Raw genomic sequence first — 13,908 nt, forward strand, 5'->3', positions numbered from 1 at the left:
GTGCCTCTCCTGGTCAGTAGCCACTGATGTCGGGCCAGCGCAGCTCGACGCCGTGGGCGCGGAGCAGGTGCTGGAAGGTCTCGAGCCGGTCAGGGGTGTTGCGTACGCCGCGGGGGGTGAGCTTGTGTTCGACGCAATGGGCCGCGAGCAGCCCGGCGACCTCGCCGGTGTTCCACTCGACGGGGTGCAGGCGGTAGCAGCCGTTGGTGATGTGGGTGGTGCCGAGGTTCTTGCCGGCGGGCAGCAGGTTCTCCATCCGGGTCGGTATCAGCGCGCCGAGCGGTATCTCGAACGGGCTGGAGGGGACGTCGATGTAGGTGTCGCCGCCGGTGGAGGGGTGCAGGTCGAGGCGATACATGCCGATGCCGACCGAGTCGCGGTAGTTCACGGCGCCCTTGCCGCTGCGCGCATCGAGGGAGAGATCCTGCTCGACGACGGTGTACTCGGCGCGGATACGGCGGGACTCACGGATGTAGGGCGCCTGGGCGAGGCCGTCCGCGCCGCCGGTGATGTCGCCGCGCAGCCGCAGCCCGGGGAAGCCGGTGCCGCCGTCGGCGCGGGGGGCCTCGGTCTGCATCCAGTACAGCAGGGAGTACGACAGCTCCTTCGCGGCGGCCAGATGCGCCTCGGCGTCGGGGACGTCGATGACCGGGCCCTCCCAGTAGTCGATCATCGGCCAGTTGACCAGGGTGATGTCGCTGGCGTACGCGCCGGGGACGAAGTTGTCGCGGGCGGCGATGCGGCGGAAGGTCCACAGATTCATGTCGCCCCCGCTGACCCGCTGATCGGCGACGACCTCGGCGGGATCGTCGCCGGGGTTGGGGGTGAAGCCGCGTTCGACGACTTCAAGGGTGCGCGGGTGCGGGGCGGACCAGGACAGCAGCGGGGCGCCCCAGAAGGACGGCCGGTAGGAGCGCCAGAAGTCGTAGGAGGCGGGGCGGTCGATGGTGTGGTCGCCGTCGACGTGGTCGAGGGCGAAACAGTAGGAGACGGCCTGCATGTTCAGCGGCTGGGCGGCCTCCGGGGCGGAGGGCTCGCCGGTGTCGCCCTGCGCCTCGAAGCCGGTGACGTACTCGGTGCCGGTCAGCGGCAGCAGCTCGCCGGTCTCGGTGGCGTCGAGCACATAGGCCGCGGTGGCGGTGATCTGCTCGCCGCTGTCACGGTGGGCGAGGGTCACGGCGGCCACCCGGTCGCCGTCGGTGGCTGCCGCCACGGGGCGGTAAGGCTGCAGGACGGTGAGGCGGCCGCTGCCGCGGTACGGGGCGAGCATCGCGTCGATCACGGCGACGCCCACCCGCGGTTCATGGCACAAGCGGCTCACCCAGCCCGCGCCGGGGTTGAGGTCACGGCGGGCTCGGGCCCGGGCCGTCAGAGGGTAGTGGCGCCGGTAGTAGTCGCGGATGCCGTCGCGCAGCGCCCGGTAGGAGGCGGTGGCGCCGAACTGCTCGATCCAGGTGTGCTCGTCCGGCGGCACGGCCTGGCTGGTGAGCTGACCGCCCAGCCAGTCGTACTCCTCCGTGAGGATCACACTTCGGCCGGCGCGCAGCGCGCCGAGCGCTGCCGCGACACCGCCGGTGCCGCCACCGACCACGAGGACGTCCGCGTGCATGGGTCTCCTTGCTCAAAGGGGCGTTCGGTTGTTACGGATGTTTCGGAACGGAGCGACCCTCCGCCGTGCCCTCCCGCCCGCCGGGGCGTCAGGACGCCGGCGGGCCGAGGGTCTCCCCGTGCGTCAGCTCGCAACCGAGCAGCCGCTGGGTGACGGACGTCTGTCCGTGCAACACGTCGACCAGCAGCTCCACCGCCTGCTGCCCCATCTGCGGCCGGGGGATGTGGAATCCGGTGAAGTCCAGGGACGAGTCGACCGGGATGGTCGGGTCGCCCAGGGTGACCATCGACAGGTCGCGCGGCACCGACAGGCCCTGTGACGCCGCGGCCGCCGCCAGGGCTACCGCCTCGGCCTCCACCTCCACGAACACCGCGGTGACACCCGCCTCCAGCAGCCGGGCCAGCCGCTCGGCCGGGTCCGGCGTCCCGACTGAGAGGAACGGCGCCTCGGTCCCGACCGCCCGGCGGAAGCCCGCAAGCCGGTCCGCGGAGGACTCCGCCCCCGTGCCGGGTCCCACGAAGGCGAAGCGCCGATGGCCGCAGGCACGGGCCCGGTCGACGAGCTGCGCGGTCGCGTTCACGTAGTCGGCGCCCACGTACGGCACCGGCCGACCGTCGGCGTCATCTCGGCGGCCCACGCAGACGAACGGATAGCCTTCCGCCACCAGCCGGCTGAGCTCGGCCGACGGGATCTCACGTCCCAGCAGGACGCAGCCGTCCGCGACCCGCAGTCGGTTGTTCTCGTGGAAGATCCGCCGCTGCCCGTCGCGCACCGGTGCCGAGGTGAACAGCAGCAGATCGCAGCCGCTGCGCTCCGCGCTCTCCTCGATGCCCCGCAGGAACGGGTGGTAGAAGTCGGCGCTGGTGCTGGGGAAGACCGGTTCGTAGGTGAACACGCCCAAAATCTGGTTGAGCTGCTTGAGCATCCGGCGGGCCAGCGGATCCGCCGCGTACCCGGTGTCCCGGATCACCCGCAGCACCCGGTCCCGCGTCTCGGGGGCGATCCGCGCACCGGCGTCCCCGCGGTTGTTGAGCACCAGCGAGACCGTGGTCTGGCTGACGCCCGCGAGCCGGGCGATGTCACGCTGAGTGAGCCTTCCTGGAGCCTGGCCCATGAGTGATCGCCCCTCATCGATGGTGCTAATACGCATTGCTTGTCAGGTGAACGGACCGTAGAGCGCGTGGCGCAGGACCGTCAAGAGGTTCGACCACAACAACAAACCCCTGAAGTAATTCGCATTAGCACCTTGACGACGGCTCCGGATGAGGCGACTGTGTCCGATCAGCCGAACGGTCACGCACCGTCGGCGGTCATCACCGCCTTCACTCACCGCTCATGCACTCACCGCTTCATTCACCGCCCAGGAGCCGCCTTGTGAAGTACGGAACCTCCCTGTCGCGCCGCGCCCTGCTGACGGCCGCCGGGGCCGCGGGCCTCGCGGCCGCCCTGCCCGCGCCCGGTGCCCTGGCCGCGGGCAGCCTCCCGAACCTCGCACCCCTGCCCGCGGACACACCGCACCGGCGTGCCTTCGCCGCCGAGGAACAACGCTTCGCCCCCTACCTGGTGAGCCTCGCCAAGATGGTCAACGACATCGAGGGCAACAACCCGTCGACCTTCGGTTTCATGGGCGGCGGATGGTGGCGCACGCCGTCGGCGCCGTACAACACTCGGGTACAGGAGCACGTGTACACGCTGGCCTGGTTCCTCACCAAGCCCCGCTCCTGGAACCCGTACGCGGGCGACGCGGCGCTACTGGCGGGCCTGGACGCGGCGCTCGGCCACTACCTGAGCCTCCAGCACTCCGACGGCTCGTGGTCGGAGTACAGCGCTGGCGAGCACTCCCTGCCCGCCACCGGCTTCGCGCTCGGATACCTCAGCAAGACCCATGTTCTGCTGAAGGACGCGAACCTGCTGCCAGCCCGACGCACCCAGATCGCCCAGGCGCTGCACTCCGCGATGACCTGGCTTCTCAACCCGTCCAACGGCGGCGTGTGGCAGACCCCGATCACCTTCGCGAACCAGGTCACCGCGGGCCTCGCAGGATCGGCCCTGGCGCTCAGAACCAACCCCGACGCGGGCCTGAGCTCGCAGCTGAACAGCGCCTTCGCCCGCCTGGCAGACAACGGGCAGAGCCCGGCCGGCTTCTTCTACGAGAAGGGCGGCACGGACATGAACTACAACTTCGAGGTGATGCTGCCGGAAATGGCGGACGCATGGCGCCAGTCGAACAACAGCCACCTCGTGACGATGGCAGGGAAGTACACGGACTGGCTCGGCTACAACCTGCTGCGCGAACCCGACGGCTCCGGCTGGTTCAGCAACATCGCGCCGTCCACCCGGACCAGCACCCTCGCCTACGCCAACACCCGCCCCGACCCGGAACGCACCGCTCTCAACGCCCAGTTCGTCCCCGCGGTACCGGCACTGGGAGCGTTCATGTCCGCACGCGAGGACCTCGCCGCCGCCCGCGGCGCCTGGGCCGCGGACACCTCGCCGGTGCCGGACCTGGTCAAGCAGGACACCTCCCCGCGGAGCCTCAGCCACTCGATCTACGGCGAGCGCTACCCGACCAGGCAGGCGAAGAACGCAGCCATCGCAGCCGTGCCCTACATAGCCTCGAAGAACTTCACCGAGCACCGCACCGACCGCGGCCAGGACTTCCTCTACATCCGCCGCCCCAACGTCTACCTGGGCGCCTACCTCGGCACCAGACCAACCACGTTCGCACGCACCGGCCTGGCGTTCCTCTGGCACCCGGTAGCAGGCACACTCATCCAATCCCTGAACAACAACAACTACGGCCTGTGGTCCACCGTGCTGCCCGGCCAGATCCCGGACTCCAATGGCCCGCAGACCGGCCAGTTCTTCGGCGGCAAGTCCTACGCCTTCCGCTTCTCCACCTCCAGCGGATCGGTCGTCACCGACGTGACGGTCGGCAACGGCCTGGTGGAGCGCTCGGTGCGGGCCACCTCATCCGCGACGGAGACGATGCCGCTGATCCTCAAGGAGTCCGACCGGGTGGTCTTCTCCAACGGCACCACCGTGCCGTGGGGCGGCTCGGCCTCCGCCACCGCAACCGGCATCGACCTGCACCGCGGCCCCGGCGTCGTCCACATCCGCTGGGGCGAGCCCCACGCTGCCACCATCGCGGCGGCCTCGATCAAATACCTGGGCGACACCCGAAGGATGCACATCCTGAAGGTCCCCCACGCCGGCACAATCGACGTGACCATCAGACTCGCCTACTGACAACCGGCCGTTCTGCACTCCGTGACTCAGAGGGCGATCAGCCCTGCTGCCATCCCCTTGAAACCGCAGACATCGAAGTAGATCGACCGCAAGTGTTTTGAAGTCAACATGCAGCCACTCGCATTCGGCGGCACGAGTTCCTTCAGCAGCCGTTGCAACCAGCGCAGCGCCAATCCCCTGCGAGCGGCTGCGCTGAGCGATGAGCGTGTCCAGGACGAAGGCATGAACACCGCCGTCCCAGACAACATTGACGAAGCCGATCAAGCAGTCGTCCTCCCACGCGCAGACCCAACCAAGGCTGTGACGTTGCAGTCTTGCGCGCCAATCAGTCTGCCCGGCCGGGTGAGCGAACCCTTCGGCATGCAACTCATTGAGGGCTGAGTTCTCGAAGTCACCTCGCCACTCATATGCGATCGGCATAGCGGGGACATAGTGGCCGTCCCATCCGGATGCCCAGGCGGGCCAGACACAGGAGGTATTCACGTTCAGGCGGACGGTGCAGAACACGTCCGCCAGGGTAAGCAGCGAGGTCAGCAGGGCGCAGTCCTCACCGACGGGCAGCTTCATCAGCATGCCCTGCGCCTGCGGCAGCCGCATGGCCTCCCCCTGGCCGCCGTCGACGCTCGACATGACCGCCCACGACCACGCCTCGAAGGGGACGGCCTTGAGGGCCAGTCCTCCCGCACCCGGGCCGGGAGTGCGCCCCGCAGCACGTACCGCCCACGGCAGCCCGCGCGGCCTGAACCGCCCACAGGATCTGCACCAGGGCAACAGGCCTCTCGCCGACGACGCGGTGGAGCGGATCGCACGGGCGCGGTGCCCATGGGTGGACATTCGGCCGCCGAGGACAGCACCGAGCGGCCCACGCGGCGTCTCCTTGAGCGACTTGATCAGGGACCATACGCGGCGCTTCGACCTGGTCGACCTGCGGCGCGGGACGAACAGCGGCATTCTGGTTGCATGAGCGGTGGGATGATCATCGTGGACACGCCGTCCCCCACAGGTGGGCGGATAGTGAGCGTGCACCGGACCGGCGGGGACGAGGTCCTGGGGCTGGCCCACTCCGATCGCGATGTGGTGGCGTTCCTTGAGGGTGCCGGCCTGTCGGACCCGGAAGAAGTTCTTGACGATCCTCGGTGGGTGGAGTGGCGCGGCAGCCCAGCGCACCGGTGGGCCCCCGTATAGGCGCTTCGGGCACACGGAAGTGGGTGGCAGCGGGTAGGGCATCACCGCCTTTCCGCCAAGGGTGAAACGTTCGAAGGCGGTGTGCAGGGCGCGCATCTCATGTTCTCCCTTCGAGCGGCGTTCGTCGTTCCCGTGAGTGGTCCCCACGGGCGCATCGGCTCCAGATGCCACCGGCTTCGGTGCCAGACGAGTGGTGATGACGTGGTGGTAGCCGAGAGCCTGGGTCGTCGGCCGAGCCGGAGCCAGAAGGACAAGCTGGAGTGGCCTCGGCTTCTGGTCCGGAGCCGTCGCTGCACCCACGGACAGTCGAGTCCGGGGCAGGAGCCGAGATGACAAGCGCTGGACACTCGTGCTTAACCGCGGGCGCCGGTCCCCCACCCGCCGTGCGACTCGTCCAGCCGTGACCTAGCTTGACAGAGCAAAGGCACATCCACACAAGGAGCACGCAGTGACTGGCGGAAGCGGCAAGGACAAGATCAAGGGCAAAGCCAAGGAAGCGATGGGCAAGATGACCGGCGACCGCGCCAAGGTAGCCGAAGGTAAGGCCGACCAGGCCAAGGGCCGCGCCAAGGAAGCATTGGATGATGCCCGGAAGGACATCCCTGGGAAGTCCGGCCTGAAGGACCCGCTCATCACCGACGACGAATGACCCGAGAAAGCGAGTCCCCACCTTTCAGCGGGGGACTCGACCATTCGCAGATCAGAGAATTCGGACACAGACCCGGCGTGCCGACACGTGCCCAGGCCCCTTTGAGCCCTGGGCCCTGTCGGCCCCGTGCACCAATCTCGACTTTCGCAGCTCGGGAGAAAAGCGGAATTAATTCGCTGACTTGATTTTTAACCTGCGCGGCGTGGGCGTGGCGTCGTTGGCTTCTTCTGTGTCGGTGTCGCTGTGCCTGGTTTGCGGACGGTATGCACGTCGTGGCGTGGGGTGGCGCGGGTGTTTCTGCGGCCTGGGGGCCGTCCCGGCCCGGGGCGGGAGGGTCCTGATGAACCGTCACTGGCTGCCGCGGTGGAGGCTCTGCAGGGCCGTGGGGAGCTCGGCGCCAGAGGATGCTCGTGGGGACCTGCCCTGGAGGCCGGCAGCCATGGCACGGATCGCAGGGAGTCGGGCGAAAAGAGCCTCCCCCGGGCAGTCAGTGGCATAGCCGTCGCGGTGGCCGGAAATGGCATCGAATGCGGCTGAAGTGCCCTTCGTGTAGCGGCTCTTGTCATTCGTGGACGTGAGCCGCACCTTGCTGGTGGGGTCGATGCCGCGCAAGCTGAGTTTCCAGGCGGCGAGGGCCGCGATCGCATGCTCCATGGCTGCGGGCACTGGCGTCCCTCTTCCGAAGGTGCCAATCGCCGCGATCCCCGCCGTGCCCTGGTTGAACCCGATGGTGTGGGAGCCGATGACGGGGCGGTCGGCACCGCCGGCACGGCCTTCGTAAATGGTGCCGCATTTGTCGACGAGGAAGTTGTAGCCGAGGTCTCCCCATTGCTGGTCACGGGTCTGGCCCGTATACAGATTGCGCAGGGTACGCGGGACGTCCGCGCAGGCGTAGTCGTTGGGGGTGTCGGTGTGATGGATGAAGACCGCCGCCACCCCTTCCGCGTAGTGGGCATGGGGGTCGCGCCGGGTCTCGTCGGCCCGCCATTGGGTCCGCGACACGATGGCGGGGCGAGGCGCGGAATGGGGAAATGCCACTGCCGTCGCTCCGAGGGCTGGGAACGGCCGCGTGGATTCGATAGCCGGCTCCGGGACTGCCTCGGCCCGCCACACCGAAAGAGGACCTCCTGGCATCGTCCTTCCGACGGCACCGGCCGTCGTCACCCCGGCCGGTGCCGCCATGAGAGGAACTGCCATAGGAATCGTGACCCACAGTGCTATCCGGTACAAACGCACAGGAAAAACCTTCTTTAGTCTTTCGCCGAGGGGACGGCGGGAGCGCGTATGGCCAATAGCTTTGCCATAGGAGGTTCGCTGCGCGCGCCGGGTTAGTGCAGTCAGGCGAGCAATTCGACACACCTAGCAGCTCCCCCCAAGGGGCCGAGGGTGAGCCCTTCCCAGATCAGGGTGACGTGCGGGGAGGGACAAGGCGACGGCGTCAGTTCTCGGGGCGGGTGGGGTCGCAGCCGTGCTTCAGGTAGACGGTGCCGCCCTCGGCCAGGGCGCGGGAGCAGGCGCGCAGGCGGCGGGCCAGGTGCGGGGCGAGCAGGGTGTCCCACTCGGCGGGGGTTGCCGGCCTCCATTCGGCGAGCTCGTCCAGGTGGAGTCGGTTCTCGGCCTCGTCCTGGGACATCAGACCACCGTCGAAGAGCTGGTTGACCAGCGGCGGGCGGCCATCGGCCTGCTCCGGTACCCAGACGACGACCAGCAGGCGGCCCGGCGCGAGGTCGATGCCCAGCTCTTCCTTGAGCTCGCGCCGGGCTGTGTACAGCGGGTCCTCTCCCGCGCCCAGCCCGCCGCCGGGGATCTCCCAGGTGTCATTGCGGTAGGACGGTTTGACCACCAGGATGCGGTCTGCGGCATCGTGGATGATCGCTCCGGCTCCGGCGATGTGAGTGGGCAGGGTGGCGTAGTACTCGTCGGGGGGCAGTTTCGCAGGACCCATGGAAAGCGACGCTAGCGGCGCTGCCCACCGGTTCCGTCCAGCATCGGCAGCCCGGCGCAGAATGATGACGCCACCAGTGTGATCTCCTCGGCCGCCCAGTATCGGCACCTGGCAGGAGCAGGGGCAGCTCTCCGGCACCGCGGGCGGGACAGTCGAGACGCCCAGCCGTGGTCATACGTAGGTGACTTGGAGAGCGCTCATTTCTGCGTCCTGACCAGCGCCAGGTCGCCCTTCACGGGCGATGAACTGGTCTCCTTCAACCTCCGTGGACCGCTCCCCCGCTCCCGCCGCAATCGACTCACCATTGCGGGTGCATGGCGTTCCTCCCTCGGTGTCAGGTGGTGGGCTGGGGCCAAGGGACGTCGGTCTCTACAGGCGCGGCGTAGTCGATGCCGGGAACGGCAAAGCCGTAGAGCTGCTGCACCTGGACGGTGAACCAGTCGAGGGCGGCGAGGGCCGGGATGTTCTCGGTGGTGGCGGTCTTCCAGCGTTCGGCGACGGCCTCCTGGACAACGGGGGTCAGCTCCCAGGTGTCGAGGCGGATGCGGCCCTCGTCGTCGACGTCGAGGGACGTGGTGCCGGTGAGCTGGTCCCAGAGCTGGGTGAGCTGGGCAATCGGCGGGACCATGGCGTCTTCGAGGACGCCGCGCAGCAGCCCGACATAGAGCGCGATGCCGGGAATCGCCGTGCTGGACTGCGTGACGGCAGCCCCGTTGACTGAGGTCAGGGCTCGGCCGTCGAGGTCCTTGACGAGCCGGTCGTTCAGGTCCCGCGGAACCTGTCAAAGCGATCAAGGCAGGTAGATCGTTCTAACGCTGTGCTGGGATCAGTGGGCCGTCTGGTGCCGGCTGGTTGATCCAGGCCGCTGCGGGGACCTTCGGGGGCTCTGGTGGCTTGCGGACGAAGCGTTCAGGGTGCTTCGCGTAGACCGCCTGGAGGACGTCGGCACGCATCTCGCGGAGCTGCTCGGCGAGACCGAAGTGCACGTCGTAGGGCGTGTGCAGGCCGATCCCGGAGTGCCGATGCTCCTCGTTGTACCAGGTGAAGAACTGGGTGCACCACGCCCGGGCGTCCTCGAGAGATCCGAAACGCTCGGGAAAGTCGTGCCGGTATTTCAGGGTCTTGTACTGGCTCTCGCTGTACGGGTTGGCGTGATCCGTCAACTGCAAGTGATCCCGACTCTGGAGACGGAGGTCAGGGGCGGGTGCGGGTGACGCATCCGTTCCATCCCCTGGCGGGGCTGGAGTTGGAGTTCATCGAGCGTCGGCAGTGCTGGCGTGGGGACCGGGTGTACTACTTCGACGAGGTGGGCGGCCGGTCGAAGATCCCGACGGAGTGGACGTCGGTGGCGCCGGTGGACGCGTTCGTGGTCGCCGCCGAGGGTTCGTGTCCGTTCCGGACGCAGGATCTGGTGGAGCTGGCCGGGTTGATCGACCGGCTGCGGGGTGTCGGGGAGATCACGTCGTGAGCGTCGTGGTGTTCGTGCCGTGGCTCGGGGAGCTCGCCGGTCCGGATGGGGGCGCGTTCTTCGCCGGGGTATGCGCTGGCCTGCTTCTTTCACTCCTCGTGGTATCGGCCTGGGGGTTGGCCGGGCCCGGTGGCGCCGGAATCCTGGTGACAGGCATCGGGAGAGGAGGCGGGCATGGCGACGAGAGTGGTCGATCCGGCGAAGGTGCGGGCCCTGGAGGAGTCCCGGACGCTCAACCCGCGGCCCGAGCAGGTGGTGGACGAGGCGTTCATCAACTCGCCGTTCCTGGATCCGTACGATCTGGTGCAGGTCAAGTACGAGATGGTGCGCCGGGTGCGGGTGGACAAGGTGCCCGTGGCGCGGGCGGCGCCCGCGTTCGGGTTCTGCCGGCAGTCTTTCTATGCGATCGCCGCCGCGCTGGACGCGGGCGGCCCGGCGGCTCTGGCGCCGGGCAAGCCCGGCCCGAAGGGCCCCAGCAAGCTGACCGGGCCGGTCATGGAACACCTCGAGGCCCTGCTGGAGACCAACCCCGGGCTGAAGGCGCCGGCCTTGGCGGTCGTGGTGGCCGAGTCGTTCGGGATCACCGTGCACCCGCGGTCCGTCGAGCGGGCCCTGGCCCGCAGGCGCGAGGCCCGGGCCCACGGCCAGGAGGAGAACATACGAGGCGCCGACCGCTGAGGCGGACGGCGGGACAAGGACCTCGGAGGAGTACGAGCGGCTGCGGTCCGCGGTCGTTCACGGTCACGGCGGTGGATGGCGGCACGGTTTCGCGGTGCTGGCCCGCTCGGGCATGGCCGCCTGGAGTCGCGCGATCCTCGCTCTGGTCGCCGTCCGTGACAAGCCGCCGGGGCCTGCGGCCCCGGCGGCCGGGGGCGATGTCACCGCTGATGTCGCAGCCGAACTCGTCGACGCCCTGGCCTCGCTGGTCCTGGGACGCCTCCAGCCACCCTGATCCCGTCACCGTCACCGTCACCGTCACCGTCACCGTCACCGTCACCGTCACCGTCACCGTCACCGGGAGTGTTGCGCTCGTAAGGGAGTCCGTCATGCAGGATCAGCCGTCCGGAGCGGGGAAGGTCACCGCTGATCAACTCCGGCGAGGGGCGTATCTCTATGTCCGTCAGTCCTCGCTGAAGCAGGTCGTCAACAACACCGAGTCCACCCAGCGGCAGTACGCGCTGCGGGGCCGGGCCATCGCGCTGGGTTGGGGCGAGGGCCAGATCACCGTGATCGACACCGATCAGGGACAGTCCGGGGCTTCCGCGGCGGGCCGGGACGGCTTCCAGCTGCTGGTCTCCGAGGTCTCGCTCGGGCGGGCCGGGATCGTGCTCGGCCTGGAGGTGTCCCGCCTCGCGCGGAACAACACCGACTGGCATCGGCTCCTGGAGATCTGCGCGATGACCGGGACGCTGATCCTGGACGAGGACGGTCTCTACGATCCCCGCTCGTTCAACGACCGTCTCGTCCTTGGGCTCAAAGGCACCATGTCCGAAGCGGAGTTGCACCTGCTCAAGGCGCGTCTTCGGGGCGGTCAGCTGTCCAAGGCCCGGCGCGGGGAGCTGAAGCAGTGCCTGCCGATCGGCTATGTCCATGATCCACTGGACCGGATCGTCAAGGACCCTGATGCCGCGGTCCGCGGCGCTGTCGAGCGGGTCTTCACCCTGTTCGCGGCGAGTGGCTCGGCCCGCCAGGTCGTCATCGCCTTCGCCGCCGACCAGCTGTCCTTCCCCGCCCGGATCCGCACCGGCGCCCACAAGGGTGAGCTGGTCTGGGGCCCGCTGAAGCACTGGCGGGTACTGAACATGCTGCACAACCCCTGCTATGCGGGCGCGTTCGTCTACGGACGGAAACGTTCCGGCCGCACCCCGGAGGGGAAGACCACGCTGTCCGACGTCCCGCGCGAGCAGTGGACCGCGTTGATCGAGGACCACCACGAGGGCTACCTCTCCTTCGAGCAGTGGGAGGACAACGGCCGACTGCTCCTGTCCAACGCGACCGGCCGGGGCGAGGGGAGCAAGGCCGGGCCGCCGCGGGAAGGGCCGGCGCTGCTGCAGGGGCTGGTGATCTGCGGGAAGTGCGGCCGGCGGATGACGGTCGGCTACCGCTTGCACCGCGGCGAACTCCTGCCCGACTACCGGTGCATGACCCATGCCATCCAGGACGGCGCCCGGATCTGCGAACGCCTGCCCGGCAAGGCCCTGGACGCCGCCGTCGCCCGCCTCGTCCTGGGCGCTCTCACCCCGCTGGCCATCGACGCCGCCCTGAAAGTCACCGACCAGCTCACCGCCCGCGCCGCCGAGGCCGACCAGCTCAGGGCCAGCCACGTGAAACGGGCCCAGCACCACGCCGACCTCGCCCGGCGCCGCTACCTCGCCGTCGACCCCGACAACCGCCTGGTCGCCGACGCCCTGGAAGCCGACTGGAACCGCGCCCTGCGCGAGGTCACCGAGGCCAAGGACACCTACGAACGCGCCAAGAGCGAGGCCGCCCCGCTCGAGGCAGCCGTCCGCGACCGGCTGGGCACCCTGGCCGCCGACGTCCACCGCCTGTGGGCCGATGCCGACACCCCGATGCGGGAACGCAAACGCATCGCCCGCCTCCTGATCACCGATGTCACCCTCACTCGCACCGACCAGATCACCGCGCAGATCCGGCTGTCCGCCGGGCAGCACCACACCCTGAACCTCCCCATGCCGCTGGCCGGCGGGAAGGTCTGGAAGACCCCCGCGGCCACCGTCGACCTGATCGACCAGCTCCTGGAGGACCACACCCACCGCGAGATCGCCGCGATTCTCAACGCGCGTGGTCACGCCAGCGGCAAGGGCCAGCCCTTCACCGCCCTGCTGGTCCGCAACATCCGCGACGTCTACCACCTCACCCACCGCTACGACCGTCTGCGGGCACGCGGCCTGCTCAGCTTCACCGAGTACGCCGACGCGATCGGCGTCAGCGAAACCACCGTCAAGATCTGGCGGCGCACCGGCCTCATCCACGGCATCGCCTACAACGACAAGAACTGCTACCTCTTCCACCCACCCGGCCCCGACCACCCCGCACCCGAGGTCGCCCAGGGCATCAGGCTCAGCGACCGCATCGCGGCCCAACAGGCCGCTCTGTCCGCAGAATCCCGAAGGAGCGCAGTGTGATGGCAACGGGTTGTCGTTCGACGTCTTCGGCCGCGAATGCGACTTGGTGACGCCGAGACCGGCCATCATCTGGGCGACGTTCTGCGCGACCATCGGGGACCCGCGGTCCGAGTGGATCGTCAACTGCCCGGGTTCGATGCCGTACTTGGCGATCGTCTCGGACAGGAACCGCTCGGCGAGGTCCTTGTTCTCGTGGGCGGCGATCATCCAGCCGACCGTGTAGCGGCTGAAGATGTCGATGATCGTGTAGAGGCAGTAGTAGACGCCCTTGACCGGCCCCTTCAGCTTCGTGATGTCCCAGCTCCAGACCCGGTTCGGGCCCTCGGCGACCAGCTCGGGAACGGTCCGGGGTGGGTGGACGGCCTGACGGCGGCGTTCACGGACCTCGCCATGTCGTCGCAGGAGCCGGTACATCGTCGACTCCGAGCACAGGTAGACACCCCGGTCCAGGAGGACCGCGTAGATCTCGGCGGGCGCCATGTCAGCGAACTCCGGGGAATGGAGCACATCGAGGACCCGTATCTCCTCCTCGGGTGCGAGAGCGCGGGGGTGTCGGCGCCGTTCCCGCCGCGGCTTGGCCGGGGCGGGGCTTCGGCGGTGTTGGCGGTAGTAGGTGGCACGGCTCACGCCGAGCGCGGCGCATGCCTGGACGCGTCC

Annotated in this window: 11 protein-coding genes and 5 pseudogenes; 7 read left to right on the forward strand and 9 right to left on the reverse strand. The window is 68.9% G+C overall.

The features are described 5' to 3' along the window. Nucleotides 1-13: 13 nt before the first annotated feature. Together OG972_RS01140 and OG972_RS01145 are read right to left on the reverse strand one after the other, a co-directional pair. On the reverse strand, nucleotides 14-1,609 hold the full coding sequence (locus OG972_RS01140) for an FAD-dependent oxidoreductase (protein WP_266977821.1): 1,596 nt from the start codon (nucleotides 1,607-1,609) through the stop codon (nucleotides 14-16). 88 nt (nucleotides 1,610-1,697) lie between these two features. Beyond that, entirely contained in the window at nucleotides 1,698-2,723 is a 1,026-nt protein-coding gene (locus OG972_RS01145) for a LacI family DNA-binding transcriptional regulator (RefSeq protein ID WP_266977822.1), read from the reverse strand. Between the two features lie 260 nt (nucleotides 2,724-2,983). Between OG972_RS01145 and OG972_RS01150 the strand changes: the two genes are divergently transcribed. Then, nucleotides 2,984-4,858, forward strand: coding sequence for a hypothetical protein (locus OG972_RS01150; protein WP_266977823.1), 1,875 nt, complete (start codon nucleotides 2,984-2,986; stop codon nucleotides 4,856-4,858). A 26-nt stretch (nucleotides 4,859-4,884) separates the two neighbouring features. On the opposite strand, the pseudogene OG972_RS01155 reads toward OG972_RS01150, so the two are convergent. Both OG972_RS01155 and OG972_RS01160 read right to left on the reverse strand, forming a co-directional pair. Next, nucleotides 4,885-5,278 (reverse strand): annotated as a pseudogene (locus tag OG972_RS01155) (GNAT family N-acetyltransferase). 75 nt (nucleotides 5,279-5,353) lie between these two features. Continuing rightward, a pseudogene (locus tag OG972_RS01160) lies at nucleotides 5,354-5,479 on the reverse strand (IMP dehydrogenase); the annotation flags it as partial. Nucleotides 5,480-5,818: 339 nt separating this feature from the next. Here OG972_RS01160 and OG972_RS01165 point away from each other — a divergent pair. Next, nucleotides 5,819-6,043: a hypothetical protein gene (locus tag OG972_RS01165; RefSeq protein WP_266977824.1), complete on the forward strand. Its 225-nt coding sequence runs from the start codon at nucleotides 5,819-5,821 to the stop codon at nucleotides 6,041-6,043. A gap of 448 nt (nucleotides 6,044-6,491) precedes the next feature. Then, nucleotides 6,492-6,692: a CsbD family protein gene (locus OG972_RS01170; RefSeq protein WP_266977825.1), complete on the forward strand. Its 201-nt coding sequence runs from the start codon at nucleotides 6,492-6,494 to the stop codon at nucleotides 6,690-6,692. Between the two features lie 348 nt (nucleotides 6,693-7,040). Here the strand turns inward: OG972_RS01170 and OG972_RS01175 are convergent, their stop codons facing one another. From OG972_RS01175 to OG972_RS01190, 4 genes and pseudogenes are all read right to left on the reverse strand, one after another. Next, nucleotides 7,041-7,694, reverse strand: coding sequence for a peptidoglycan recognition protein (locus OG972_RS01175; RefSeq protein WP_323135836.1), 654 nt, complete (start codon nucleotides 7,692-7,694; stop codon nucleotides 7,041-7,043). A gap of 436 nt (nucleotides 7,695-8,130) precedes the next feature. Continuing rightward, entirely contained in the window at nucleotides 8,131-8,637 is a 507-nt protein-coding gene (locus OG972_RS01180; RefSeq protein ID WP_266977826.1) for an NUDIX hydrolase, read from the reverse strand. A gap of 334 nt (nucleotides 8,638-8,971) precedes the next feature. Beyond that, nucleotides 8,972-9,409, reverse strand: a pseudogene (locus OG972_RS01185) (enoyl-[acyl-carrier-protein] reductase FabV); the annotation flags it as partial. Between the two features lie 37 nt (nucleotides 9,410-9,446). Next, nucleotides 9,447-9,785, reverse strand: a pseudogene (locus OG972_RS01190) (integrase core domain-containing protein); the annotation flags it as partial. Between the two features lie 62 nt (nucleotides 9,786-9,847). On the opposite strand from OG972_RS01190, the gene OG972_RS01195 reads away from it, so the two are divergent. The 4 genes from OG972_RS01195 (at nucleotide 9,848) to OG972_RS01210 (ending at nucleotide 13,251) form a co-directional block, all read left to right on the forward strand. Beyond that, nucleotides 9,848-10,105 (forward strand): DUF5372 family protein, encoded by a 258-nt coding sequence (locus tag OG972_RS01195; protein ID WP_266977827.1) that lies wholly within the window; start codon nucleotides 9,848-9,850, stop codon nucleotides 10,103-10,105. Nucleotides 10,106-10,279: 174 nt separating this feature from the next. Then, a complete protein-coding gene (locus OG972_RS01200) occupies nucleotides 10,280-10,783 on the forward strand; it encodes a helix-turn-helix domain-containing protein (RefSeq protein WP_266977828.1) in 504 nt (167 codons plus the stop codon). Between the two features lie 94 nt (nucleotides 10,784-10,877). Further along, nucleotides 10,878-11,057 (forward strand): hypothetical protein, encoded by a 180-nt coding sequence (locus tag OG972_RS01205; protein ID WP_266977829.1) that lies wholly within the window; start codon nucleotides 10,878-10,880, stop codon nucleotides 11,055-11,057. Next, nucleotides 10,993-13,251 (forward strand): recombinase family protein, encoded by a 2,259-nt coding sequence (locus OG972_RS01210; protein ID WP_266977830.1) that lies wholly within the window; start codon nucleotides 10,993-10,995, stop codon nucleotides 13,249-13,251. The genes OG972_RS01205 and OG972_RS01210 overlap by 65 nt, the downstream gene beginning before the upstream one ends. Nucleotides 13,252-13,257: 6 nt before the next feature. On the opposite strand, the pseudogene OG972_RS01215 reads toward OG972_RS01210, so the two are convergent. Further along, a pseudogene (locus OG972_RS01215) lies at nucleotides 13,258-13,896 on the reverse strand (transposase); the annotation flags it as partial. Nucleotides 13,897-13,908 lie beyond the last annotated feature (12 nt).

Origin of the sequence: Streptomyces sp. NBC_01669 (assembly GCF_026339735.1) — a bacterium.
Lineage (GTDB): Bacteria > Actinomycetota > Actinomycetes > Streptomycetales > Streptomycetaceae > Streptomyces > Streptomyces yanii.

Bases quoted from the DNA above. Each gene is read 5' to 3' on its own strand.
- OG972_RS01145 (WP_266977822.1), bottom strand. From the start codon at position 2,723: ATGGGCCAGGCTCCAGGAAGGCTCACTCAGCGTGACATCGCCCGGCTC.
- OG972_RS01200 (WP_266977828.1), top strand. From the start codon at position 10,280: ATGGCGACGAGAGTGGTCGATCCGGCGAAGGTGCGGGCCCTGGAGGAG.
- OG972_RS01165 (WP_266977824.1), top strand. From the start codon at position 5,819: ATGAGCGGTGGGATGATCATCGTGGACACGCCGTCCCCCACAGGTGGG.
- OG972_RS01210 (WP_266977830.1), top strand. From the start codon at position 10,993: ATGTCGCAGCCGAACTCGTCGACGCCCTGGCCTCGCTGGTCCTGGGAC.
- OG972_RS01140 (WP_266977821.1), bottom strand. From the start codon at position 1,609: ATGCACGCGGACGTCCTCGTGGTCGGTGGCGGCACCGGCGGTGTCGCG.
- OG972_RS01180 (WP_266977826.1), bottom strand. From the start codon at position 8,637: ATGGGTCCTGCGAAACTGCCCCCCGACGAGTACTACGCCACCCTGCCC.